The sequence below is a fragment of the Bradyrhizobium sp. USDA 4501 genome (genome assembly GCF_054062115.1).
The window spans coordinates 384,700-409,809 of the sequence record NZ_JBSSEX010000001.1; the positions used below are offsets into that span (position 1 = coordinate 384,700).

24 protein-coding genes are annotated in these 25,110 nt (G+C 62.2%); 4 read left to right on the forward strand and 20 right to left on the reverse strand.

Annotation, left to right across the window (positions count from 1 at the left end; translation table 11 throughout):
* Positions 1-28: 28 nt before the first annotated feature.
* Positions 29-1,102: an ABC transporter substrate-binding protein gene (locus tag ACVWZM_RS01935; RefSeq protein ID WP_168856804.1), complete on the reverse strand. Its 1,074-nt coding sequence runs from the start codon at positions 1,100-1,102 to the stop codon at positions 29-31.
* A 322-nt stretch (positions 1,103-1,424) separates the two neighbouring features.
* On the opposite strand from ACVWZM_RS01935, the gene ACVWZM_RS01940 reads away from it, so the two are divergent.
* Positions 1,425-2,090 carry an SGNH/GDSL hydrolase family protein gene (locus ACVWZM_RS01940; protein WP_456851647.1) on the forward strand — a complete coding sequence of 222 codons (666 nt, stop codon included), beginning with the start codon at positions 1,425-1,427 and terminating at the stop codon, positions 2,088-2,090.
* A gap of 48 nt (positions 2,091-2,138) precedes the next feature.
* Positions 2,139-3,221 carry an ROK family transcriptional regulator gene (locus ACVWZM_RS01945; protein WP_456856596.1) on the forward strand — a complete coding sequence of 361 codons (1,083 nt, stop codon included), beginning with the start codon at positions 2,139-2,141 and terminating at the stop codon, positions 3,219-3,221.
* A gap of 154 nt (positions 3,222-3,375) precedes the next feature.
* Here the strand turns inward: ACVWZM_RS01945 and ACVWZM_RS01950 are convergent.
* The 5 genes from ACVWZM_RS01950 to ACVWZM_RS01970 all read right to left on the reverse strand — a co-directional run bounded on the left by ACVWZM_RS01950 (position 3,376) and on the right by ACVWZM_RS01970 (position 8,820).
* Positions 3,376-4,139 (reverse strand): IS5 family transposase gene (locus ACVWZM_RS01950; RefSeq protein ID WP_139481326.1). Its coding sequence is split into 2 segments (ribosomal slippage): positions 3,376-3,801 and positions 3,804-4,139, totalling 762 coding nucleotides; the frame shifts between segments, so codons are not numbered across the junction.
* A gap of 514 nt (positions 4,140-4,653) precedes the next feature.
* A complete protein-coding gene (locus ACVWZM_RS01955) occupies positions 4,654-5,334 on the reverse strand; it encodes a cupin domain-containing protein (protein WP_141342442.1) in 681 nt (226 codons plus the stop codon).
* A 90-nt stretch (positions 5,335-5,424) separates the two neighbouring features.
* On the reverse strand, positions 5,425-6,735 hold the full coding sequence (locus tag ACVWZM_RS01960) for a tetratricopeptide repeat protein (RefSeq protein WP_057017167.1): 1,311 nt from the start codon (positions 6,733-6,735) through the stop codon (positions 5,425-5,427).
* Entirely contained in the window at positions 6,732-7,607 is an 876-nt protein-coding gene (locus tag ACVWZM_RS01965; RefSeq protein ID WP_253623982.1) for a glycine reductase, read from the reverse strand. The genes ACVWZM_RS01960 and ACVWZM_RS01965 overlap by 4 nt, the downstream gene beginning before the upstream one ends.
* A 19-nt stretch (positions 7,608-7,626) precedes the next feature.
* Positions 7,627-8,820, reverse strand: a complete 1,194-nt coding sequence (locus ACVWZM_RS01970) for an MFS transporter (protein WP_456851650.1) — start codon at positions 8,818-8,820, stop codon at positions 7,627-7,629.
* A gap of 263 nt (positions 8,821-9,083) precedes the next feature.
* Here ACVWZM_RS01970 and ACVWZM_RS01975 point away from each other — a divergent pair, with 263 nt between their 5' ends.
* Positions 9,084-9,863, forward strand: coding sequence for an AraC family transcriptional regulator (locus ACVWZM_RS01975; protein ID WP_456851652.1), 780 nt, complete (start codon positions 9,084-9,086; stop codon positions 9,861-9,863).
* A gap of 134 nt (positions 9,864-9,997) precedes the next feature.
* Here ACVWZM_RS01975 and aspT (ACVWZM_RS01980) read toward each other — a convergent pair whose 3' ends face one another.
* Positions 9,998-11,692 carry an aspartate-alanine antiporter gene (gene aspT, locus ACVWZM_RS01980; RefSeq protein ID WP_456849886.1) on the reverse strand — a complete coding sequence of 565 codons (1,695 nt, stop codon included), beginning with the start codon at positions 11,690-11,692 and terminating at the stop codon, positions 9,998-10,000.
* 26 nt (positions 11,693-11,718) lie between these two features.
* Positions 11,719-13,410, reverse strand: a complete 1,692-nt coding sequence (aspT, locus tag ACVWZM_RS01985; protein WP_057017161.1) for an aspartate-alanine antiporter — start codon at positions 13,408-13,410, stop codon at positions 11,719-11,721.
* Positions 13,411-13,776: 366 nt separating this feature from the next.
* Here aspT (ACVWZM_RS01985) and aspD point away from each other — a divergent pair, with 366 nt between their 5' ends.
* Positions 13,777-15,402 carry an aspartate 4-decarboxylase gene (gene aspD / locus ACVWZM_RS01990; protein WP_141342439.1) on the forward strand — a complete coding sequence of 542 codons (1,626 nt, stop codon included), beginning with the start codon at positions 13,777-13,779 and terminating at the stop codon, positions 15,400-15,402.
* A gap of 105 nt (positions 15,403-15,507) precedes the next feature.
* Here the strand turns inward: aspD and ACVWZM_RS01995 are convergent, their stop codons facing one another.
* From ACVWZM_RS01995 to ACVWZM_RS02050, 12 genes are all read right to left on the reverse strand, one after another.
* Positions 15,508-16,245 (reverse strand): outer membrane protein, encoded by a 738-nt coding sequence (locus ACVWZM_RS01995; RefSeq protein WP_057017159.1) that lies wholly within the window; start codon positions 16,243-16,245, stop codon positions 15,508-15,510.
* 214 nt (positions 16,246-16,459) lie between these two features.
* Entirely contained in the window at positions 16,460-16,690 is a 231-nt protein-coding gene (locus ACVWZM_RS02000) for a hypothetical protein (protein ID WP_028344998.1), read from the reverse strand.
* 247 nt (positions 16,691-16,937) lie between these two features.
* Entirely contained in the window at positions 16,938-17,231 is a 294-nt protein-coding gene (locus ACVWZM_RS02005; RefSeq protein ID WP_076826336.1) for an HdeA/HdeB family chaperone, read from the reverse strand.
* Between the two features lie 23 nt (positions 17,232-17,254).
* Complete coding sequence (locus tag ACVWZM_RS02010) at positions 17,255-17,551, reverse strand: HdeA/HdeB family chaperone (protein WP_016842236.1); 297 nt, start codon at positions 17,549-17,551, stop codon at positions 17,255-17,257.
* Positions 17,552-17,604: 53 nt separating this feature from the next.
* On the reverse strand, positions 17,605-18,033 hold the full coding sequence (locus tag ACVWZM_RS02015; protein ID WP_456851654.1) for a universal stress protein: 429 nt from the start codon (positions 18,031-18,033) through the stop codon (positions 17,605-17,607).
* A 187-nt stretch (positions 18,034-18,220) separates the two neighbouring features.
* Positions 18,221-18,643: a hypothetical protein gene (locus tag ACVWZM_RS02020; protein ID WP_246786803.1), complete on the reverse strand. Its 423-nt coding sequence runs from the start codon at positions 18,641-18,643 to the stop codon at positions 18,221-18,223.
* A gap of 29 nt (positions 18,644-18,672) precedes the next feature.
* Positions 18,673-19,557: a DUF2950 domain-containing protein gene (locus tag ACVWZM_RS02025; protein ID WP_456856598.1), complete on the reverse strand. Its 885-nt coding sequence runs from the start codon at positions 19,555-19,557 to the stop codon at positions 18,673-18,675.
* A 44-nt stretch (positions 19,558-19,601) separates the two neighbouring features.
* On the reverse strand, positions 19,602-21,347 hold the full coding sequence (locus ACVWZM_RS02030) for a DUF3300 domain-containing protein (RefSeq protein WP_456851656.1): 1,746 nt from the start codon (positions 21,345-21,347) through the stop codon (positions 19,602-19,604).
* Positions 21,348-21,446: 99 nt separating this feature from the next.
* Positions 21,447-22,769: a TAXI family TRAP transporter solute-binding subunit gene (locus ACVWZM_RS02035; RefSeq protein ID WP_229189525.1), complete on the reverse strand. Its 1,323-nt coding sequence runs from the start codon at positions 22,767-22,769 to the stop codon at positions 21,447-21,449.
* A gap of 91 nt (positions 22,770-22,860) precedes the next feature.
* On the reverse strand, positions 22,861-23,274 hold the full coding sequence (locus ACVWZM_RS02040; protein WP_229189524.1) for a hypothetical protein: 414 nt from the start codon (positions 23,272-23,274) through the stop codon (positions 22,861-22,863).
* Positions 23,275-23,298: 24 nt separating this feature from the next.
* The gene (locus ACVWZM_RS02045) at positions 23,299-24,531 is read right to left on the reverse strand and encodes an HlyD family secretion protein (RefSeq protein ID WP_057017152.1); all 1,233 of its coding nucleotides are present in this window, start codon (positions 24,529-24,531) and stop codon (positions 23,299-23,301) included.
* The gene (locus tag ACVWZM_RS02050) at positions 24,524-24,961 is read right to left on the reverse strand and encodes a hypothetical protein (protein WP_194295332.1); all 438 of its coding nucleotides are present in this window, start codon (positions 24,959-24,961) and stop codon (positions 24,524-24,526) included. The genes ACVWZM_RS02045 and ACVWZM_RS02050 overlap by 8 nt, the downstream gene beginning before the upstream one ends.
* Between the last annotated feature and the right edge of the window lie 149 nt (positions 24,962-25,110).

A 25,110-nucleotide genomic window follows, 5' to 3' on the forward strand; every position in this document is an offset into this window, starting at 1 on the left:
CAAGAATGAGCGCCGACACCGGCAAAGATCAGCGCTTGCCGTAGTACCTCTGCAGATCTTGCTCCGTCAGGCTGGTCGGAAACCAGACGTTCGCGCTCAGATCTTTGCGGTAGAATTTCTTGGCTTTCTCCAGATCCCAGCCTTCGGGCTCATAGATGTACCGCTTGTGGAGTTGCTTGCCCTCAAGCAAAGCGACCACGGCGCGCACGCCAGCCGCCCCCTGTTCCGGTCCATACTCCGGCGAGATGGAAGGGAAGCCGAGCTCGATCCAACGGGCGAAAAAGCCGTTGTTGCCCTCGCCCGTGATTGGCGGAATCTTCGCGCCATACTGCTGGAAGACATCGACACAGGCGCGGGTCATATCGGCACCCGATGACCAGATACCGTCGACCTTCGGATTGTTCAGATAAAGGGTCTCGCACACCTGCTTGCCGACGTCATATTGCCACTTGCCGGCATCTTCCGCGATGATCTTGACGTCAGTACCTTTGATCGATTCCAGAAGGCCCTTGTAGCGGTTGATGTCCTCGGGGTGCGCCGGCAGTCCACGCAGGACCCAGATATTTCCCTTGCCACCGAGTTGCTTGACAAGGAAGTCCCCCATCACCTTTCCGAAGTGGACCCCCCCTCCCTGGATATCGACGGTGTACTTGTCAGTCTCGGTAAGACCGGTGTGCACGATGACGGGGATGCCGGCGGCGACCGCTTTTTCAATGCCGGCATCGGCAGAGGTCGGCGTCAGCGGCGTCACGATGATCGCGTCGACCTTCTGCGCGATTAGATCTTCGATATCGGCGACCTGCTTGGCTTGGCTTATATTGGCGTCCAGAAGAATGAATTGACCGACTCTTTTGTCGAGCTTGGCGGCCGCTTCCGCGTCGTGTGCCATCTGGACTGTCCAGGTGTTGGCATTGACGCCGAAATGGCTCATGCCGATCTTCCATGGACCGTCCTTTTTGAACTGATTCGGCGCCGTGACGCGCTCATCGCCTGGCCGCGGCATGACACCCTGCATCAGATTCACTTCCTGTGCGCGAGCTTCCGTCCAACTGACCAACGTCGCAGCGATCAGCCCTGCGACTAATCTCAATCCTTGGTGCATGAATCCCTCCTTCACCGCACGCGATGCGCAATTCTTTTCAGTAGAGGGAAGCAGAGCGCAGGCCGGCGCGCGCCTTCCCGCGACATCGCGGGACGACGTTGTCAGATCCATTCAAGTCGATGGATCGGCTCCTCTCGACGAAGAGCTGCCTCTTGGTGTTCTACTCCCAATGCTGACGGGCTTTCAGTCCGCCGCCAGCTTACGAGTGCACAGTGAAACGTCGTTTGTCAATAGTTATTCAGATTGAATGATCAATTGGTTTATTGCACACTTTCGGTGGTGAGGACAATGTAGGACCGAAAAAGCACGGAGATTCAGGACCATGCGGGTGCGTTCGGTTCTATGTTTCGGCGATTCCAATACTCACGGCCAAATACCGGGGCGCGGGCCGCTCGAACGCTACGATCGCGCCACCCGATGGCCGGGTGTGCTTCAGGCCGAACTTGGGTCGAGATGGTACGTCATCGAAGAGGGGTTGAGCGGACGGACGACCGTTCATGACGACCCCATCGAGGGCACTCACAAGAACGGTCGGACGTATCTACGCCCGTGCATCCAAAGCCACACGATCCTCGATCTCGTGATCATCATGCTCGGCACCAATGACCTCAAGGTGCGATTCAACAAGCCACCTTCGGAGGTCGCAATGGGAATGGGATGTTTGATCTACGACATACGAGAATTGGCGCCAGGGCCGGGTGGAAGCGTGCCCGAGATCATGATCGTCGCCCCTCCCCCTATGCTAGATGACATCAAGGAGTGGAAATCAATCTTTGCGGGGGGACCGGAGAAGTCACGACAGCTCGGCCTTGAATTCGAAATCATGGCGGATTCCCTGGGCGTGCATTTTTTCAACGCAGGGACGGTATGCCAATGCGATGAAGCAGACGGATTTCATCTCAACGCCGGCGCGCATCGCGCACTTGGGGTAGCGCTGGCGCAGGAGATCGATGCGATCGGATGGCCGGTTGGTGATTCTCAGCGCTGAGCAAATCCCTGCCTGAGTTCTTCTGAGAGGAGCAGTTCCTTGCCTGACATGCGATTTGCGCCACCAAACCCGCTGCGGATCGCAGACCGGGCGAGCGGCCTGAATGCGCCCAGCGTGAGAAGCTACAATGAACGACTTGTGCTCTCATTGCTGCTGCAGAGCGCCGGAATTTCACGTCTCGAAATCGGAGAAAAGACCGGCCTTTCCGCGCAGACAGTATCCGTCATCGTGCGTTCACTGGAGCAGGAAGGTCTCGTCTCGAAAGGGGAGGCGCAGCGTGGTCGGGTCGGCCCACCGACCATTCCCCTCTCGCTCAATCCAAAAGGAGCCTTCTCGATCGGCGTGAGCTTCGGCGAGAGCGAGACCGACATTGCCATCATCGATTTCATCGGACAGGTTCAACACCACGCCGCCCATCCATACTCCGCCTTGCGTGGAACTGGCGTGCTCGCTGTAAAGATCGAGGAGGCTCTACTGGCCCTTCCGTCCTCGTACCGCACCCGGGTTGCTGGCATTGGACTGGCGGCTCCAAACGAGGCGGGCTCACCACACCACGTGAGAGATCTCTTGGGGAGCGATCTGGTAGATCTGCAAGCCAGCGTCGAGAGTACCCTCAATCTTTCCGTGTACATCCAGGATGATATTACGGCGGCTGCGGGCGGGGAAAGCCTGTTCGGCGTGGCGCGCTCCCTGCCCGATTTTCTCTTCTTCTATCTGGGCTCTCACCTGCATAGCCGCCTAGTCCTGAACTATCAGATTCACAGGGGGAGATTCGGCATGAGCCACGACGTCGGACTGCAGCGTTTGCGAGAGGAATTGAAGCGGCATGGGCTCGTGCTCAATGACATCGGATCCAAAACTCTGCCGAAGGCTGCCGCGGAGTACTACGCCGAATGGCGCCGCCTATGCTGTCGCCAGTTCGTCGGATCAGTTCGCTCCCTCCTGAGCTTTGTCAGTTTCAACTCCGTGGTCGTCTCGAGCTACGCACCACCGAAACTCGGAGAAGCCCTGTGCTCCCAGCTTCATGAGGAGGTCCCTGAGGTGAATTTCCTCTACGGAGCGAACTCTGTCGCGCCAAAGGCTGTCGGCGCAGCCAATTTGCCATACCACTCGCGCTTTATGGTGCAGTAGGGAGCGTCACACCGATCTCTTACCTGCGTAAGGATCGCGTGGTGTTCAACTCCTGGCGCAGATCAAAGCCGTGGCTTAGACACCCTATGCTCGCGTCGCCAGCGCGCTGCCGCGCGTAAATAGTACAGAGTCGAAGACTAGGTGGTGTGGACATTTATCGCATCCATAAGACGATGGCTGCGAGAGTAACGACGGCCAGGTAATTTCGGGCGGTCTTTTCGAAGCGGGTTGCGACGCGGCGGAACTGCTTGAGTTTTGAGAAGCAGCATTCGACGAGATGACGCTGGGCATAGAGATGCTTGTCCAGCGGATATTTGAGCGCACGTGACGGGTTGTTGGGGATGACGGCGAGCGCGCCTTTGGCAGCGATCGCCTGGCGCAAGTGATCGGCGTCATAAGCCGTATCCGCCATGACGACCTGGGCAGGTAATCCCTCGATCAATTCGGCGGCTTGCGGTACGTCGCTCTTCTGACCTGCGGTGAGCTTGAACCGTACGGGACATCCCAGGCCGCGAACGGCCATATGTATCTTGGTGCTCAGGCCACCGCGCGAGCGACCGATCGCCTGATCTTCAGACCCCCTTTTTTCGCCCCAGCGGCGTGCTGGTGCGCCCGGACGATGGTGGAGTCGACGATCAGATACTCGAAGTCCGGATCACCGGACATCGCTTCGAATATGCGCCACCAGACCCCCTTGATGCTCCATCGACTGAAGCGCCGAAACACGCTGTTCCAGTCTCCAAACACCTCCGGAAGATCACGCCAGGGAGAGCCAGTGCGCACGATCCAAAGTACGCCCTCCACAAACATCCGGTTGTCCCGTCCGGTCGAACCCTTCTGGTCAGGCCGGCCGATGATCAGCGGCGCCATCCGCTCCCATGTCGCGTCGCTCAATACCAAGCGGTCCATCACACCCAAGGCGGCCTCCCCAAAAGCAGCCTTGAATCTGATTTGCGCCTAAAAGGGAATCCTTAGAGTCCACACCACCTAGCGCACGAGATCGTAAAAATGGCGGAGAGAGTGGGAGTCAAACCCACGGTTTTCGACCATTCCGCGTCGAACAGCTGAGACCGCACTTAAGCACTCGCCTCGCCCTGCCCTCGGAAGTTCAGATCCAGGCACATGCGCCACGGGCCTGCGCACGTTGGCTGTGTTGAGATTTTTCTCGATCTCCCGGTGCACACGACGTGCACACGCCATCATCTAACCGGTTGAAAAGCTTAAACTCTCGCTCCAATCCATCATCGGGGCGACGGAAAATTTCCATGTCATCTCAATTGCCTAGCCGCAACATCGGTTCAATGCAACATGATGTTTCGGAGCGCTGCCCGGCCGAAACAGGCCGGCCCAACCAAAATATCGAAAACAACCCCATGCAAAGCCAGCTTCGCCATTGCAGGGAGCTCAACGGAGGCGGTCAGAACTGTACCGGCTACCCGGGAAGTCGACAGACATCCGGATGCAGCAGCGGCGCCTCCTTGACCCAGATTTTCGCGCCCTGCGGGCCCACCGTCGCTTTCAGGTCGACGCCGGCGGGTAGCCGACCCCAGCCCTGCGGCTGCAGCGTCTCGCCCCCGATCGTTAGTCCCCCCGATAGAACAAAGAACTCGAGCCCGCGCGCGTTCGCAAGGCTGACGATTTCACCCGGCCGCCAGTCTTCAAGGCGGACCTCTTCGTGGCCGTCGTCAAATAGCACGCTGACGTTGCTTGCACCGGGGCGCGGCGCAACCTGTTGGCCCTCACCTGGCTGACGCACGACCTGGGTCCGGTCCTCGTCCCGGAACTGCCAGAGCCGCACGAAGATTGTGCAGCCGTCCTTCGAGGCGGGAACATGTGACGTCCCCGGAGGGTTGCGGAAGTAGCTGCCCGCGGGATAGTCGCCATGCTCATCCTGAAAGGTACCTTCAAGGACGACAATCTCTTCTCCACCGCCATGCGTATGACGCGGGAAGGCGCTACCGGGAGCATAGCGCACGATCGAGGTGGCGCGCGCGACCTCGGCGCCAATGCGGAACAGCATGCGCCGATCCACGCCGGCCGACGGACTGGCCACCCAGTCCAGCTTCGAGGCGTGAATGATAACAGGCTTCGACAGATCATCGTTGATGCGCATCGTTACTCTCCCTCAGGCTGCGCTATCCGAAACCCACCGCTTCTCCATTTCGGATCTCTTGACCAGCGCAGGTCCTAAACCAGGACACGTTCAGAACCCCGCGAGCGGAACGCCGCTCGCCGCATTCTGCGGTCGTCGTGACGCGATCAGCCGCCGCGCCTCGTCGGCGCGACCACTGCGCAGCAAGGCGCAAGTCACGGAATATTCCAGCAGGTCGCGCTGCGCGCGGCTGCCTCCAACCCTTTCATGGGTTGCCAGGACGGGCGTTAGCTCATCGACGACGCGTGTCCAGTCCCCCTTGGCCAAACCATCGAACCCGCGCGCGATGGGCACCACCATGTCCGCGGCGGGTCCCTTCGGGTTCTCGATGATCCTGGCCAAGGCCTCCGCATCGCCGGCCATTGCAAAGGCGAGCGCGCTGTGCATGTCGGCAAAGATGATCCCCGAGTTGGGAAACCACTTCGCCGCATACTGGCTGATCTCGCTCCACAGTTCCGGATATCGCGGCTCGCCCGCCATCTCGGCGCGCGCAAGGAACGAGGCGCAATCGGTGAGGACATTGATTTGCGGCCCCCATGAGCCGCCCGGATGCAGCGCCTCACGATAGATCTGCCAGGCTTGATCCCGCCTGCCGGTCTCCAGCGACCACAGGGCAAGATGCCAACTGATATGGCAATGCAGTTGCGCCTCGCGTGGGTAAGCGGCGTTCCATTGCTCGAGATAAGCCAGCCCCTCCTCGCGCTGTCCCTTCTCATAGAACAGATGGGCCTTGATATGCGCAGCGTGAGCGTTGCGGGGACAACCACGAAGTGCGGTCTCGATATTCCTGAAACCACTGTCGAGCCTGTGCAGCTCGATTTCGGCAAACGCGAGCACGGTTCGAAACCACCAGTCATCGCCGTAATGGGTTGCAAGCGGCTCCAGCATCGCCAGTTGCTCAATCTCGCGGCCGGACTTGCCCGAGAAGCCGATCAAGCCGAAGACACCGGTGGCCGGTGCCAGCACCATGGCATCGCGCGGCCAGTGCTTGATATGTTCGGCGATCGCCGAAACCGCCGCAGCGCCTTGACCACTCAGGATCTTGGCAAAGATCGCAATATGACCTTGCTCGCGCGAAGTCGTAGCAGGCGCCAGCGCGATCGCGCGTTCGAGCGGCGCTTTGACTTCGTTGCCGCGACCGAGCAGTTGCAGGGTTCGCGCAAGCGCAATGTGCGCCAGAGCAAAACCTTCGTCGGCGGCGATCGCGTCGCGGAATGCCTGGTCAATCCCCGACCCAGCCGAGAGCAGCTTGTCGACGCCGGCGACATATGCGTCGCGGGCGGCGGCAGAGCTTGTGCTCAAGGGGTTGCCGTACCGGTCTTCAAGAACGCCCACCCGATTTCCCATCGAACTCTCGGTCATTTTGATGACACTCCCTCCATGGAAACCTGCTTGGCCTTGGCTTGCCGCCGGCGGCGCTCGTCACCCAGCTTGAGCAGCCGCTCGCGATCCTCTGGATTTACTCTTCCATACCGGGGCCGCCAAAGGGAACCCTCCTCCTTCCACGCAAATGGCGCTTTCACAGTCGTTCGCGGCGCCGTCGCCGTGTCAAAAAGGGCGAGCGCCTGGCGCATGATTTCGCGCTGCATGTCCGGTCGCCAAGGATGCCCGCAAGGATTGCCCAGCGGGAAATCCCTGAAATAGAACCGTGGCACGCCGCAGTGCTCCACGACATCCTGCGCCGAGCCGACAATGACCGTCGGAATGCCGTTCGCTTCCAGATGCCGGGCCACCAAGCTTACGGTCTGATGACACACGGGGCAAAGGGGGCAAAGGATCGCAGCATCAGCCCCGTCTTTTCGAACCCGTGCCAGGATTTCAGGTGCATCCTCCGCGTTCGTTTTCCGTTGGCTGTATTCTGTCGGCACGCCGTGAAAGTGCCGGGTCAGTCCGACAAGGGCGCCCTCGCCGACCAATCCAAAAGCGGCTTCTACCGGCAGGAAGCTGCCCGGATCATTGGTGTGGGTCGACTCCTTGTCCCACGCAACGTTGTCGGTAAACAGCTTCCCGGGCGGCGGCGAAACCTCACCCGACCACACCCGTTTGACGCCGTCAAAATCCGGCGGACTGGCCGTGGTAATCAGTGCGATACGCAGATCCGATGACAGTTTGGCAGGTTTGATGAAAGGGACATCATCAAACCTCGCCCAGACATAGTCGTTGTCGTAACCAAGGGCACGGTAATATTGGCGCGTTCGCTCCATATATTGAACCGGGGTTTCCGCTACGCTCATGTGGATTCTCCTCGAGACGCTAGCTTGGTCGTGCGGTGGGCCGGTATGAAAAGCCGATGAGTGCCAGCAATGCGGCGACGAGTGGTGCGAACGACAGCATCAGGACGGTCGACCAGCTGAAGGACGACAGCAGCCCGCCCGACAGGAAGGAGCCGACGGTCATCGTGCCGAAGACCACGAAGTCATTGAGCGACTGAACGCGCGCCTTTTCCTCGGGACGATGGCACTCCAGAACCATCGCAGAGGCGCCGATGAAGCCGAAGTTCCAGCCGATCCCGAGCAGGCTCAGCGTCGCCCAGAAATGCACGACATCGATCCCGAGCAGGCCCACCGACGAAGAGGCCGCAATCAATACCAGCCCGACCGCGACGATCGCGGATGCGCCGAAGCGCGTGATCAAGCGGCCGGTCCAGAAACTCGGGGCGTACATCGCAATGACGTGCCACTGCAGACCGAGATTGGCCGATTCCTGAGGCAGCCCGCAGAGCTTCATCGCCAGCGGGGCTGCGGTCATGAGGAAATTCATGAGCAGGTAGGAGACGACCCCGCAGATCACGGCCAGGATAAAGCGCGGCTGCCGGGCAATGACAGCGAGCGGCCTTCCGGCGTTGAGATGCGTTGCAGTCAGCGGAGGAAGCTCAACGCCCGCCAGAATAGCCGCGGAGAGCGCCGCAACCACCGCCTGGCCGACAAACGTCGCGGCAAAGAGGTACGGCGCCCACAGATTCATGGTGTGCGTCACAAGCTGTGGACCGATCACACCGGCGAACACACCGCCAGCCATCACGGCCGAGAGCGCGCGCGGACGCCGTTCAGGTGCTGCGCAATCGACCGCCGCAAAGCGGAACGAGAGCACCACGGCCGCGTAGACGCCGCCAAAGAAGGTCCCGGCGCAGAATAGCGGGAATGACGCGTTGAGTACCGCCAGGACCGCAATCAAGCCTGCGAGGACGCCGCTGCCTGCACCAAGCAGGAATGTCGTGCGCCGGCCATAGCGCTGCGCGACAACGCCCGCCGGCAGCGTGCACAGAGCCATGCCGACGACAAAAACCGAGACCGGCAGCGTCGCAAGTGCCTTGGTGGGCGCCAGCATGTCGCCGACCACGGCCCCGGTTGCGTAGACGACCGTGGAATTGGCGCCTGCGAAAGCCTGGGCGACAGCCAGCCTTGCGACATTGTTGCGCTCGCGGCGAATGGCGGTCGGGCGCCTCATGGGTGGGAACGGAAAAATTGAAGTTCACGTTGCGGCTTGCTCCGCCGTTAGATGTCCGTCGATGGGACGTCGCCGATCAGACCAGTGGCCGATCCACCGGGCCGTGGATCACCGCGTCGGAGTTAAGGAGAAATCGCTGGACTTTTCCTTCTACAGATTGCCAATTTATGTCGATGTAACGTCACATTTCGCCAGGGAATGCCGGCTGGAAGACGGTCGATGCCCCGCAGGGCCTCGGATCACCGAAGCCTTTGATCGTTCGGGTGCAGTCTCTTCCCGCGAGGAGCTACTTCGCCGAACACAGTCACAGCTGGAATCAGCTGGTCTACGCGATCTCAGGCGCGCTCACCGTGAAGGCGGATGGACGGCGCGTCGTCATTTCTCCGGAACAGGCCGTCTGGCTGCCGGCCGGTACGAAGCATTCGGTCGGCTCGCTGATGGGAGCGGAATTCCGGAGCCTCTGGGTCGCCAATGCTGCCAGCCAAGGCATGACTTCGCGCACGACCGTCATCCATGTGTCCCCGCTCCTGCGGACGCTCATCGTGGAAGCCGCGTCGCTGAAAAGCGAGGATCGTCGCTACGCCGACCGCGTTATCGCGCTCATCCTCGATCAGTTGCGGCGGGCGACGCCGATCTCGGCAGCGTTACCTTGGCCCACCCACCCGGGCTTGCTGGCCCTCTGTGAAACCCTGTACGCCGATCCTGCGAATCCGCGCCACGCCGAGAGATGGGGGCGTGAGATTGGCATGTCGCCGCGAACCTTGACGCGACACTTCGAGCGCGAAGTCGGCATGAGCTTGCGTGCATGGCGTCAGCGTCTGCGCCTGCTCAAGGCTATCGAATTGTTGGGCAGCGACCTGCCGATCACAGAGATCGCGTTGCGGCTGGGTTACTCATCGGCCTCCGCATTCATATTCATGTTTCGCTCTGAAATGCGCGTTAGTCCCCTGCAACATCGGCGCAGTCTGGGCCACGCGGCCAGCAGAGGGACTTCATCAAGGCATCGATCCGGATCTCGAGATTCGCCCCGCCGGGCGCGCTGACCCTTCAGCCGCAGGGACTCGTTGGAAACCGCGGTTCAGTTCGGAACAGGCGGAATACGGTCGTCCGGACCAGGGGGACGCTCGCTTGTGCGCCGCTCTCAAAGGCGAGGTAGGCGCGAGCCGTCCCTGCCCCGTCATCCAGCGAAAACAACGACCATGATCGATCCCCAGGTCGTCAGCAGAATATTGGAGATCGGATAGGCGGGCGTGTAGCCAAGCACCACCACGGAGCTGCCCGAGCGCTCCTGAATGGCCGCCATCGCGGCCGTGACCGTCTGAGCTCCAGTCAGCGCACCGAGCAGGAGGATCGGGTTCATGCGCAACACGAAATGGCCGAAGCAGAAGCCGACGATCTGCGGCAACAGGGTGACGATCATGCCGCCCAGCAGCAGCCCGATGCCCGACTCGCGTATCGCGGAAAGGAAGATCGGCCCGGCATGGATCCCGGTCAGGCCGACGAACGCAGCCAGTCCGAGCGATGTCATCAGGCTGATGGCGCCGTCGGGGATCCGGCCGAAATACGGCAGACGCGTACGGAGGTAGCCGACAAGAAGTCCGGCGAGCAGCGTACCGACGCTGGTGCTCAGCGAGATCGTGATGCCGCCAATCGAAAAGCTCAGGAGCACGCCAACGAGGCCGCCGAAGAAGATCGCGAGCCCCAGCACCACGAAATCGATCGTGGTGCTGGGCGCGACGATGACGCCGATGCTCTTGGCCGCGTTCTGCACCACGGTTTCAGGACCCACGATGCTCAGCAGATCGCCGCGCTCCAGAACCGTGCCCGCAGCGATCGGAAGCGCTTCACCGCCCCGGCTCACGGAGCGCAGATAAAGGCCGCGCGTCCAGTCTTGTTCAGACGCCTGCTGGAGGCTGCTGCCCGCGAGCTTCGCGTTGATCAGGAACACGTCCGCCGCGACCACGGGGATATCGAGGAGCTCCCGGTCCTCGACCTCCTCCCCGCGCGGTCCGATCAGTTCGACGATGATCTGGCGCGGCGCCGACAGCGCGACGACATCGCCTGCCGCCAGCACCGTTGCAGGCTCCGCCTCGAGGACGCGCTCGCCGCGACGGATGCGGTGGATGAATACACGCTGCCCGGGCACGCGCGTTTCGGCGGCCGCAACTGTCAGTCCGACGATCGCAGCGTGAGCATCCAGCCGGTAGGCGCGCAGTTCGAACTTGCGCCAGGCCGACGCGAGGCCGGGCTTGGCGCGCGTGATGCCCAGGGTCTGCTCCAGCTTGAGCGCCTCCGCCTTCAGATCGATTTTGAGCAGCGCCGGAACGACAATGGTGCAAAACGTGATCACGCCAGCATAGCCGAAGATGTAGCAGACCGCATCCGCGACCGCGATATGCGAGACAAACAACGCGCGCTGTGCCTCGGACACAGGCAGGGAATTGACCGCGTCGGTCGCCGTACCCATTGCAGCGCTCTGGCTGAGCGCGCCCGACAGGAGCCCGGCGGCAAAGCCGGGGTCGAGCCGCAGCACGCGTGCCACGACGATCGCCGCCGCAAGACCGGTGAGGCTCACGACAACGGCCATCAGCATGGGCTTCAGCCCGTCGCGCTTCATCGCCAGCACGAATTGCGGACCGACCGAATAGCCGACCCCGAACAGGAACAGCAGGAACAGGAACGATTTGGTCATGCTCGAGACGGGCACATGCGCGAAATCGCCGACCGCGAGTCCTGCGAACAGCGCGCCCGTCACCGGGCCAAGGCTGAAAGCGCCGATCTTGAAGCTCCCGATCCAGTAGCCCGCCGCGATCACCAGGAACAGCGCGAGCTCCGGATAACGAACGAGAAATTGCGCCAGCCAGCTCAACATCGTCTCAACACGGTCCCGGGCCGCGACTATGTCATCATCATCACCAGCACCATGCCCCAGATCGTCAGCAGCGTGTTTCCGACCGCGTAGGTGACGGTGTAACCAAGACCGGGAATCTGGCTCTTCGCTCGGTCGTTGATCATGCCCAGCGAAGCGGTCGTGGTGCGCGCGCCGGAGCAGCATCCGAGCAGGATCGCGTCGTGGAAGCGGAACACGTACTTGCCGACAAACATCGCCAGGATCAGCGGCACGGTGGTCACGACGACGCCCCAAAGGAACAGGCTGAAGCCGAGCTTTTGCAGGCCGGCGACAAATCCCGGGCCCGAGGAGATTCCGACCACGGCAATGAAGACGTTCAGGCCGACCGAGTTCATAAACCACACGGTGGGTGACGGGATGCGGCCGAAGGTCGGGTGCACGGACCGGAGCCAGCCGAAGAACAGACCTGAGATCAATGCGCCGCCGGAGGTGGACAACGTCAGCGGCACGCTTCCGATCTTGTAGACGAAGGCGCCGACCAGGGCGCCGATCGCGATCGCAGCCCCGATGAAGGCGACGTCGGCAACATCGGTTGCACGGTCCGGCCGGCCCAGCATCTTTGTGGTGGCAGCGACATCGGACGTGCGGCCGACCAGGGTGAGGATGTCGCCCCGATTGATCTTGGTGTTCGGCAGGATCGGAATCTCGGTCGCGATCGCCCCCCGGGCGATCTTGCGCAGGAATACGCCGCGAGCGCCCGGTTCCTTGGCCAGTTGCTCCAGCGTCTTGCCGTCGACGTCCTTGCTGGTCACGTAGACATCGACACCTTCGATCGGCACCGCCAGCAGCTCGCGATCGTCAACTTCCTCGGCCTGCTCGCCGATCAGCTGCACCAGCACATCGCGGCGCCCGGCGACGGCGACGACATCGCCGGCATGTATCACGGTGTCGGAGGTTGCCTCCACGATCTTGCCGGCTTGCCGGAGCCGGAGGACGAAGATGCGATGATCGGGAAGCAGCGCCTCGGCCTGCCCGACGGTCTTGCCGGCGACGGGTCCGCGCTCATGAACGCGATAGGCGCGCACATCGAACTGGTGCCAGGCCGTCCCTGGGCCGCCCAGCTCCTTCTTGCCGCCATGCTCCTCCTCGTATTTCTTGCACGCGGCTTCGAGATCGATCCCGAGCAGCGCCGGTCCGAGCAGCGCCAGCACGATCGCCGACCCAACCGTGCCGAAGATATAGGTCACGGCATAGGCGACCGGCATGGCATCGAGCAGCTTCTTGGCTTCGTCCGCGGGCAGACCAAGGCGATTGATGGCGTCGGTCGCGAGTCCCATCGACGCGGAGATCGTCTGCGAGCCGGCATAGAGCCCGATCGCCGATCCGACGTCGTAACCGGCGACCTTGGCGCCGAGATAGGCGGACAGCAGACAGAAGACGCAGACCACGGCCGCGAAAATCGCCTGCGGGACGCCGTCCTGCGCGATACCGCGCACGAATTGCGGTCCGACACCGTAACCGATTGCAAACAGGAACATCAGAAAGAAGAACGGTTTCAGCGGCCCTGATATGGTGATCCCGATCTGGCCGATGATGACAGCGGCAACCAGTGTCGCGGTGACCGCGCCCAGTCCAAGCCCCTTATAGGTGAAGGAACCGAAATAGTAGCCCAGGGCCAGCGAGAGGAAGATCGCAATTTCGGGATAGGTGCGGAGCGTCTGGAAGAGCCAATCGATCATGATGTCACCCGTTCATGCTGTCCCGGGGCTTCGGCGTGCGCCCGCTTCGATCTCGTGCGGGGGGTGCCGAAAAGGGCGAGCAACCGTATCGGTCGACATCAGACGGCGGTTGGCGAGCAGAATGTTGATCTATGTCAACCGCAACTGCGAGAGCCTCGCGATTTCATGATCTTGCCGACACTACGCACGTGCCGCGCACTTACATCATGAGCGGCGATCCGTCGCAGCGATCGCATCGCGCTGCGCGTGACCGTTGACATAGATCAAGGCTCGTAACCGGTCGCCGATCATGCTGCGCGCGATTGCGCAGGCAACAGAGCCTGTCGCCACCATTCCAACAGCCTGCATCGCCCCCGGGAGTGTCAAATGGCCGATCTTCTGACCCTGAAGAAATTCGAGGCGTTGAGCCCCTTCGAAATCAAGGACGAACTGATCAACCTCGCCAAGAGCAATTCGAAGCGGAGCCAGATGCCGTTCCTGAACGCCGGGCGGGGCAATCCGAATTGGGTGGCCACGACGCCGCGCGAAGGCTTCTTCCTGCTGGGACAATTCGCCATCACCGAGAGCAAGCGGGTGATGGAGCATCCGGCGGGCATCGGCGGCATGCCCCAGGCAAACGGCATTGCCGGGCGGTTCGAGGCCTGGCTCAAGCAGCACAAGGACATGCCGGGCGCGAGCTTCCTGACCGACATGCTGCCCTTTGCGATCAAGAAATTCGGCTTCAACCCCGACGCGTTCGTCCACGAGCTGGTCGATTCGATCATCGGCGACAATTACCCGGTGCCGGACCGCATGCTGGTGCACAACGAAAAGATCGTGCACGAATACCTGATGTGGGCGGTTTGCGGCGAGCCCCGGCCGGCCGGAAAATTCGACATCTATGCGGTCGAGGGCGGCACGGCGGCGATGTGCTACCTCTTCAAGTCGCTGAAGGCCAACCGGCTGCTGGTGCCCGGCGATACGATCGCGTTGGCGACGCCGATTTTCACGCCCTACATCGAGATGACGCACCTGGAAGACTACGACCTGAAGGTGGTTCAGATCAGGGCTCCGCAGGAGAACAAGTTCCAGTTCACCGACGAGGAGATCAAGAAGCTGGAGGATCCGAAGATCAAGGCCTTCTTCGTGGTCAATCCGTCCAACCCTCCGGGGATGGCGTTGAGCAAGGAGACGGTTGCCAAGCTGGCCAATCTGGTCAGGACCAAGCGCCCCGACCTGATGATCCTCACCGACGACGTCTACGGCACCTTCGTGCACGGCTTCCGTTCGCTGCTGGGCGAGCTGCCGCACAACACCATCGGCGTCTACTCCTATTCGAAGTATTTCGGCTGCACGGGATGGCGGCTCGGCGCGATCGCCATCCACGAGGACAACATCTTCGACAAGATGATCGCCAAGCTTCCGGACGAGGCCGTGAAGGCGCTCGACAAGCGCTACGGGCCGCTTACGCTCGAACCGCGCAAGCTCAAACTGATCGACCGCATCGTCGCCGACAGCCGCGACGTGGCGCTCAATCACACTGCGGGATTGTCGTTGCCGCAGCAGGTGATGATGAGCCTGTTCTCGCTCGCGGAGATGATGGACGAAAAGAAGGCCTATCAGGCTGCCTGCATGGAGATCGTCAACAAGCGCCTGTGGTCGATGCTCGACGGCCTCGGGCTGGCCGACAAGCTGAGCCCGAATCCGAACTATGATGCCTACTACGCCCTGATCGATTTCGAGTTCTGGGCCCGAAAGAATATCGGCGACGAGGCGGTTGAATACCTGAAGAAGAACGTCCATCCGCTGGACCTGGCGTTCAGGCTGGCTGAAGCCCACGGGATCGTGCTGTTGAACGGCGGCGGATTCGATGCGCCCGAATGGTCGCTTCGCGTCTCGCTCGCGAACCTGCCTGACGATGTCTATGACGACATCGGGCGCGGCGTTCGGACCATCGCCAGAGGCTATCGTGACGCCTACGAGGCAGCGAAGGGCGGAGCCGCAAAACGCTGACAGCGGCGCTTGCCGCGCATCGGGCACTTGGTCCGGTAGCCGCCAAAACTAAAAGAAAGGCCCCGGCAAGAATGCCGGGGCCCAAATTACATCCATCCAGGACGATCAGTATCTCGCGACGACCGGCCCGCCGAACCGATAGTTCAGGCGGATCGTCAGCAGATCCACATCCTGTCCGATCCGGTTGGCGGCGCCGGCCACGATAGGATTGACCACCGAGAACGTGTTGTTGGCATCGCCCATGAACAGACGGTCATATTCGAGCCCGACGGACCAGTTCGGGGTGAACCCGTACTCGAAGCCCACGCCGACGGTACCGCCCCAACGGGTCGATGTCGCCGACGCGACCCCGATTCCGCCGACCGTGGTAAAGATGTCATAGCGATTGCTGGTGACCGCTGCACCACCCTTCACGTAGAACAGCGCGGCATCCCAGGCCCAGCCGAGCTGGCCGGTGAAAAGGCCCAGTCCGTCGGTCTTCGTTGTCGTCGAGAACCTCGGATCGATCAGGCTGAGGCGCGAGCTCTTCAGGTCCGCCCAGTCACCCTGCCCTTCCAGGCCGAAGACGAACTGGCCTGCCTGCCAGCGATAGCCGAGTTGTCCGCCGAAAACGCCACCGGAGCGCGAGCTGCACCCGTCGGCCACGACACCTCCCAAGGCGGGGAGGAAATCCCAGCAGGTGCGGCTCTCACCCCAACCGCCATTCGCACCGATATAGAAGCCGGTCCAGTTGTAGACCGGCGGAGGGACCGGCACAGGCGCCGCCTTGACGGCCATGTCAGCCGACAACGCCGGCGTGGCCATGCCGATAATCGCGGCGACAGAAAGCAAAAATCTCTTCATGGAATGATCTCCGGGTCTCTTCGCGTTAATCGAGAAAAGCAGTCCTTGCGCTCGCCCGATCGGGGCAGTGATCGAAGCCTAGATGTGAGTCACGAAAAGCCGCGTGCCAAAATGGCAACACTCAAGGGCAAACCAACACCGTGCTTGGGCTGTGCTTTCAACATTCGGCGCAGCACGAAGCCCGTGCTGCCGGAGAGGAAGCGCCGGAGCCGGCTCACTGTTCGACGAGCCAATCGGCGATGTTCTGCGAGGGGATCAATTGCCTGGGGAGGTGCGGATTGATGGTGCCGGCAAACACGACCAGCCCTTCGTCCAGTTTTGACCGTGCGAACGCCTTGGCTTCCGATTCGCTGGCAAATGTCCTGGTCTCGCGAGGACTGCGCGCCCTTCGAGCCAGCAGACCACGTCGGCGAATTTCATAAGTGACATACCAGATGGCCGACACCGCGACACCGGAGAGAGCAAACAGCCTTAGCGACACACCATCTGGCCGGTGGCCGCGCCTTGACCTTGGTCAAGCGCCCGGACCGTACAAATACGGGCGCCACGGCCCGAGTTGAGGGACAAGCGGTTCGATCAGAAGCGCGAGTGAACCGCGACGAGCTTGCCGACTGTTGGCATCGCCGGCTTCACTTCCGACCCGAGAAGGACAAGGATGCCGACCGCTGCCTGCGCGTTCGCAACGACGATGATCAGCGCCAGTTCTTTTGCATCGCATTCATTACGGTGTCCGCCTTGTGCGACTTGCAGTACTTGCCGATAACCTTGCCGTTTCGCTCGACGTAGCGAAAATCGACGACGGTCAGATTCTTCGATGCGCTGAAATAGCCTGACATCCAGGAGCTGATCAACGTTTGTCGTTCCTGATCCGCCTCCAGCAATTGCTTGCAGGTAATGAGGGACAGATCGACGACGACTTGCGCTTTGGCCACGACGCTGGTGGCGAGGAGTGCAACGGTCGCAACGGCAAGGATCGATGGTTTCATTGTTATCTTCCAACCCTGTTTGATCACTGGCCGGCCGTAGAGCGCTCAAGGCCAGCCATCACGGTCTGAGTGGGATTAATCGCGCACCACGCCTTCACGCTTGCGACATTTCGCGCATACGCGTTGAGATCGACAAAGACGTATCCCTTCTTTTGATTGAACCAGCCGCTCATCCAGGCAGAAAATACGGAAGAATCGCCCGGGGACATGGCGAGGTATTGCGAGCAGGTTATCCGCGCCATATCGATGCTGGTCTGCGCTTGCAGCGGGCTCGACAACGCCGCGCCGGCAAGAGCCAGGCACACAGTGATTTTGTTCATTCGATTTCTCCCAAGCTCCGTGCACAGTGATTTCTATCCGGCGATCTGCGCCCTCACTGACAGACAAGGACCGGAGTCCTTGCTTGCGTCAGCACCTTGTTTGTCACACTGCCGATGAGAAGCTTGGAGAGCCCGCTGCGCCCGTGCGATGACATAACGATGAGATCGCAGCCCTTATCCTCGGCTGCCGCGATGATGGCTTGATCGGGTTGCCCGCTCTCGGCCTGGCTTGTCTCGCAGGGAACGCCGGCCTCACTGGCCGCGTGTGCGGCACGATCCAGCGCGCTCGTGGCCTCTTCCTTGCGTATCTCGGCAAATCTCGCGAGCAGATCACGGTACCGCCCTCCTATTTCCGAGAGCGGCTCAACGACGAAGACGACCGATACTTTGGCTCCGACGGATTTCGCCAGCACCAAACCGTGCTTCACCCCTTGCTCCGCCAGTTCCGACCCATCTGTCGGAATGAGAATGTGCCGGTACATGCTTAGACCTCCCGGTTATCTGGATGACGTATCGCCCTCCGTCAGGTGCAAGCTGCACCTGCGCCTCGGACCCGGCCTTGAGATAGATCAATCCATCGCTCAGTGCCGCACCCCAGACGCTGTCGTCGCTCGGCGGAGGCACCTTCCACCTGCGGCCCATCTGAGGCAGGGCGAATCGAGCCCGAGCTCAGCGCAGCGAGATCGTAAGCCCGCCCAGATTGGCGGCGAATTCCAATCCTGCCTTCGGCCCCTTGAGCATCAGAACCACGCCGTGTTCATTTCGCAGGCTCACCCCGCCCACGCCACCAGCCCATGCGCCACCTGCTCCGACCAGCGCGTAGCTGCCGGCGAAATCGTTGACGTCCCTGATGCCTGAGGCGGTGCCCTCCAGCCAGGTCACCGACGCACCGGCAGTCACGCCGAGGCTGAAGCCGGACGCGATGAACCGATAGTGCCGCCCGCGATAGGTCAACGTGCCGCTGCCGCCGCCGCCGCCCACGACGAGCGCCGCCTTCACGAACTTGACCTGGACGTGGCCGACGGCCTGCGCGAAGCATGGCGCGACCAAGAGGACCATCGCGACAAGCGCCAGTACGACGGAACGGATCATGGACCGCGTCACTGCAGTCCCCTCCTCGCTCAGGGATTTGCCGGATCCACTTTCTTCCAGGTCTGATCCGGATCGAAAGCAATCATGCGCTTGGCGAGGAAATCGGTGCGTGAGCCGAGATCCTTTTGATAGACCGTGCCTGCGTGGTTGACGAGGAAGGTCATGACGCCGGAATTGCCGTATTCGGCGGGATAGGCGACCAGCGCGAATCCACCGATCATCTTGCCCTTCACGACATAGTTCAGCGCGCCGCCCGGGGCGTCGGAGCCCTGTGCCTTCAGAATCCGATAGTAGTAGCCGTGGTACGGCATGCTCTGCTCGCCGACCTTGTAGCCTTCCGCGGCGGCCTGGGCGGCCAGCTCGCCGAGCGGGCTTGGATCCTTGTCGTCGCGCCAGAACAACCCGTCCGTCTTGCCCGGCCTGCTGACGATGCGCTGGGCATAGGCGCCCACACCCTCGCCGCGATCCTTCTCTGCGTATTCGTTCTGTGCGTCGACATAGGCAAGACTGGTCTGGATCGCGGCCAGCTCATTGCGGCCGATCCTGCGGTAGAGGATTTCGCGCCGCCCCGCGGCGGCGTCGAAACTCCAGCCGTCATTGTTGTTGACGAGCGGGATCGGGAACGGGAAATCGTCCCTCCCCAAAATCAAGGTGGCCTTCTTGTTGCCGTCAGCCTTGATCGAATGCTTGGCGTCGTAGGCAGAAAGAAAGCTCTCTCGCGCATTGGCGTCGGCGACATCGTCGCCCGACTCGATGATATCGGCGGCATCGCGGCCCAGCACCTTCAGCATCGCCCGGCTGGTGCCGGCCTTGACGGCGGTTGCCAAGGCGGACGCCGCGTCTTCCGGATTGGGGAAGCCTTGCTGGGCGCGCGCAGGAGACAGCAGCAAGGCGAGTGCTGTTGCCGCGGCCATGCCGATGGAGGCAATACGATCCAGTCGCGAGTATGAGGGGCCTGTCATCGTGATGCCTCCGACCGGGATGGAATCTTCGCGCCGGCCGCAAGCCAGTCGTTGTAGCTGCGGAACTTGAGCCCCAGCTTGTCGTAATAGACCCTGAGATAGCCGTCGGCGCCGCGCGTCACCGCCGCCGGCATGACCTGCTCGACCTCCTGCGCCATCACGCCGACATAACTCTTGTCGCTGCCAAGATAGGAGAAGCGATAGTAGCCGAGGCCGTTGGCGAGATGTCCGAGCAGCGCGATATCGTGCTTGAGCGCGATGTCGGAGCGTCGTCCACCGCCGCCGCCGCGGAAGCCGCCACCTCCGCCACCACCGCGGAAGCCGCCTCCGCCGCCGCCCTGGAAGCCGCCCCCGCCACGGCCGGCAAAACTTGCGCCGCCGCCGCCGCGTGGCATGCTGGCCATGCTCGATCGCCCGCGCGCCGATGCCGCCGCAGCTGCCCGTCCGGACGATACGTTCATGGCGCCGCCGCGACTGCCACCGCCGCGATTCGCCGCAGCTGCGCGGTTACCGGCATTGCCGCGGTTGGCGGCCTTGGCGCGATCGCCGCCGCCCTTGGCCTTGTTGCCGGCACCGGCGCGGTCGCCGCCCTTGGCGCGATCGGCGGCACCGGCACGGTCACCGCCTTTGCCGCGATCGCCCGCACGGTCTCCGGCGCGGTCGCCTCCACGGTCTCCAGCGCGATCTCCCGCACGATCTCCGGCGCGATCACCCGCACGGTCGCCGCCGCGGTCTCCTGCCCGGTCACCTGCGCGATCTGCGCCCGGGCGATCGCCCGGATTGAGAACCTGCTGACCGTCACGGCCGCGAAAGTTCATCCGATCGCTGGCACCGGCCCGATTGGCGTTGCCGCCGAAGCGCTGCTGGACATTGCTGTTGTTGTAGCGAACGCCCTGGCGATGCGCCGGATTGTGCTGCCAGCCATTTGCGATGTTGGTGGTCCGATGATTGACATAGACGTTGCGATTGCCCCAGTTGAAGCCGCCACCCCAATAATTGCCCCAGCGCCCGATCGCCCAGCCGGCACCGAAGGCAAGACCTGCCGCGACAACACCGGCGCCGATATAGGACGGATAGCCGAAATAATACGGCGGATAGTCTGCATAGGGCCACGCGCCATAGACCGTCGCGGGATCGTAATAGGGAACGTAGACGGTGTTCGGATCGGTCTGCTCGATGACGATGACCTGCTTGCTCTCCTGGGTCTGGACGCTGACCTTCTGCTGCTTGGTCGTCACCAGCTTGTTGTTGGCCTGCGCCTTGCTGCGCAGCCGCTGGATCGCGTCCATGACGTCGGGCTGCTGGGCCAGCACGGCATCACCCAGATTTTTCGTCCAATCGATCTTGTCGCTCATCATCGCGAGCACGTCGGCGGTGCTGGTGAGCGCCTTCACGCTGTCATCCCAGGCCTGCTTGTCGACCTCGGCCTTCAGCGCATCCCCTTTCAGGCTCTTGCGCTCCTTGAGCCAGCGATCGGCCTGCACGACCTCGAGCGGATAGGTCGACGCCGCCAGCACGTTGGCGAGCAGTGAGTCCGGGTAGAGCGCGATCGGCGCCACCAGGGCTTCCAGCTGTTCCGGCTTCAGGAGCTGATCGGTCGGCTGGGTTGCCGCAGCCGGCTGGCTAGCCTGGGCGGGCGGGCTGGTCTGGGCGGGCGGCTTGTCAGCCGTTTGCGCGAATGCGGCAACGGACGTCACCGACACCAGCACAACCGCGAGCAGAATCTTGCCCCAACGGAACATCGCGACCTCCATCGACACCAACAGTCGACAGCATCGGCCACGATCCCCTCCCCTCCTTGATCGAGATCAAGGAAACTGTCCTTCGGCTCAGCTTTCGACTCAGCTTTCGACCTGGCTTCCGGCCTGGCCCGGCTGTCGCGACGCAAGGTGGATGCGGCGGTCGTGAATCAGGTTCTCGAGCCGATGGGCCGCAACGTTCACCGCCGTGACGGCACGCTCGGCCTTGTCGTCCGCGACCGGCTGCTCGCGCTGCGTACGCAGCACCTGATCGATTTCGCGCTCGATCTCTTCGAGATCCGACACACGCCTGGCCATCCGAATTCGCCCTGCCAGTGCATAAAGCGTGTCGAGCGCCTCCTTCCGGCTCGGTGCCTCGCTCGAGCGGAGAAATTTCCACGCCGCCGCGAGCACCGACGCAAGCCCGCCTGCGATCATCGGCGCCAGGAAGATCGCATTGCCCCATTGATCGAGAAAGCTCTCCCTGGTCCCCTCATAGACCGCAGCCGCCCCGGGATGCACGGGAATGTAGGCGCCCGCGTCGGTATCAGGCGTAGCGATCTGGGAGAGCGCCGGCAGTTCGGCGAGCAACTCTCGCCGCGCGTTCATGATCGACTGCGTCAGGTCGCTGATCACGTCATTCCCAAGCTTCTTCTGTGCCACCAGATAAAACGACGTCTGGAGCGTCGTCAGGTCATCAGCAGGAACAGGCGGCGAGCCGCGCAGGGTTCCCTTGGGTACGTCGAAGCTTTCGTAGGCGCGCTCTTTCTCGGCGATCGCTCCGGCGGACTCGATGGCGATCATCACCGGGCCGGCTCGCGTGGTGCGCGCGAAGACATTGCGCAGCAGCGAAAGATATTTTTCAGTCAAAGGCATGACGAGCAGGATCGCCCGTACCTCCTTGGTGTCGAGCGCCCGGCGCGCATCCGCGGGGGCGAGCGGCTTGAACGTCACGCCCGCGCGCGTCAGATCGTATTCGTCGGTCAGCACCTTGATCAGCTTCTGATTGGCTTCGGCGCCGATCACACCGATCGCGACGCGTTTCAACTCCGCCACGTCAGATATCGCAGCGCCGGGCGGCGCGACCAACAGGACGGTGGCGTGGGCCAACACGATCACGGCCTGGGCCTGCGATAGATCGCCGACGTCTCCACGGACGACCGCGAGGTCCACCTTTCCGGACGCGAATGCCTTGGCGGACTCAAGCGGTCCCGGCGTCTGGACCAGGCTGAGCCGGACTGGTGCTTTCGATTGGGCGAACTTTCCTGCGATCGCCGAGACCAGCCTCCCGGCCTCGCCGTCCAGCGACCCAACCGCGATCGTCAGGGTCGTCGGTCGCTCGTACCAGCGATAGGCAAACAGGCTTGCACCCCCCGCCAAAAGCACAAGGCCGGCCACCAGGGCGATGCGCAATGACCTCGGCAACCTGCTGGGATCCACGGCGCATCACTCGATCGGTTCGGCGCCAGCCGACAACGGTTCGGCGGCGCTGAGCCAGCGCGGGGAGCAGATGCCTCTAGATCTTGCAACGATGATAGTTGACCTCCATCCCCTCGATGCCCGGGAATTGGCGCGTAATGGTATCGTCGTCGACCGCCTTAAGGAAGAACTGCACATTCGATACCATGATTCCGGACGCACAACCGACGATGATGTTGATGGTCTGGCCGTCGTCCTTGCGCGATTTGATCTTACAGTTCTCGAACTTGCTCCGGAGGCGATCGGGCTCGGCGATGAATCCGCCGCCATAGACGCCTGAGAAGTTCGTGAAGGTCAGCTGGTTCGCCCTGCCCTTGTGGGCGAACACCTTTCGGCATTGCTCGGCGCTCGTGGCCCAGGCACCCGTGAGATCGAAAGCCTGCGCGTAACCCGGCAATCCGAAGATCATGCCCGTCGCCACGATTGCGCGAAGCTTACGGACCGGTTTCATCTGCTGTCTCCCTGTTCGCACCCGTCAGTGGCCACTAACCACCAGCGTCTTGATCGGCAGCAGCAGAGCCTGGATCCGAAGCAGCAAGGCATGAACGAGTGCCGTCGCGTCGACGGCGTGCAGGGCAAAGCCTTTCAACGCCCCGGTTTTCGGATCGGAAATCTCGTCATGGTTGCTGGTGTAGGCATTGACGATGCAAGTGCTGCCCGGCGTCACGCCGTCAAGGCCGCCCTTGTAGAGCGGCTCGAGGAACACGAGGATCGAACCAGGCTGTTGCAGATTCTGCGGGTCGATCAACAGCTCGCTGGCCCGAAACTGGCCGGCGGCGATGAAATCCTGCACGCTGGTGACGACCAGTGGAATGATCACCCAGGGTTTCGACATGCAGGTGGCTTCCGCGACCATGCCGGGCTTCATCACCTGGGCCTCGATCTGCCCGAATCCCGCCTGCAACCTGTTGCGGCCCGCTTCGTCCGGTATCAGGATTCCGGCCGGCCGCATGATCTGGGCGACGAGGTCCCCGGGGCGAACGAGGAATTGCTCGACGCGGCCATCGACGCCGGCACGGACGAAGGTCTTGTCGAGATCCACTTGCGCCTGCGCCCGCGCAGCCTCGGCGCTCGCCTTCTCGGCCGGCAACAGCGTCGAGACGCGCAACGTCGCCGACTCCCTGGCGGCGCTGGCGGCATCGACGCCGGACTGCCGCTGATCAACCAGCACCTGCAGCTTCTCGATGTCACGTTGCGGCACGATGCCGGGATTGCGGCGCTGCAACTCGCTCTTCACCTCCAGCTCGTCCTTGGCCTGCTGCAAGGAGGCCTTCGCCTCCCCGATCTGAGCGTCCGCCTTTACGACGTCGGCCTGCGCCGCGATCAACGACGCATCCACCTCGGCGATCTTTCGCTTGGCGGTCTCGAGCGCGGCCTCCTGCTTCGAACTGTCGAGCCGGAACAGAACGTCCCCCTTCTTCACCGGCGCGGTGAAGCCGACATTGACCTCGACGACACGTCCGGAGCCTTCGGGCAGGATCGGCACGGTCCTGAAGTAGATCGCCGCCGAGGTTGTCGAGGGATGAAAGTAGAAGATCATCGTGATCAGCGAGATCGTGAGCATCAGGCAGCCGGTGATCCCCCATCTCAGTTCATACCAGACAGAGAAGAACGTGATCTCCTTGCCGAACCGCTTGCCTTGCCGATAGCGGCGGTAGAGGTAATCCGGCAGGATCGTCACCAGCGAGCAGATCATCAGCTCAAGCATGGTTGTGCACCTCTTGCTTCGCGGGCGTCCGGACATCGGGACCGCCGCCAGGTCCGGATTCGGCTACCGGTTCGGCAGCGCCCGGCGTGGCGTCGGCTATGCGCTCGACGGAATCTGCGATGCTGCGCATCGGCGTGCCGAAATCCGGCAGGTCGATGAGTGCCAGCAACAGGCCGGCGACCCAGAAGATATGCATGTGGGTGAAAAGCGATATCAAGCCGAGAACGGCGACGATCTCAAACTGAAGTTTCTGGCTCTTGTGCGCCATGCGCTCCGGCAGGCTGTGCAGCTTCCAGTACAGAGTGCCAACCCACAAGACGGTGGCTACGAGGAAAATGCCCATCACCACCATCAGGGTGTCCGACCCGTCGGCGCCGGGAATGAAAAACGGCAGATGATGGGGGGCCGCCGGATGCATCTGTTCGCTCAAGCCAAGTCTCCCGGTCGCAATAACACCGCAGGCGAATCCTGATCGACACTGCTGACGATCCTATCGCGCTTGCTTGATCTGGATCAAGGAAGCCGGTCGGCTCATCCCTACCGTTCCGGGGGCAAGGTGGAAGATCGGGTTAGGAGTCC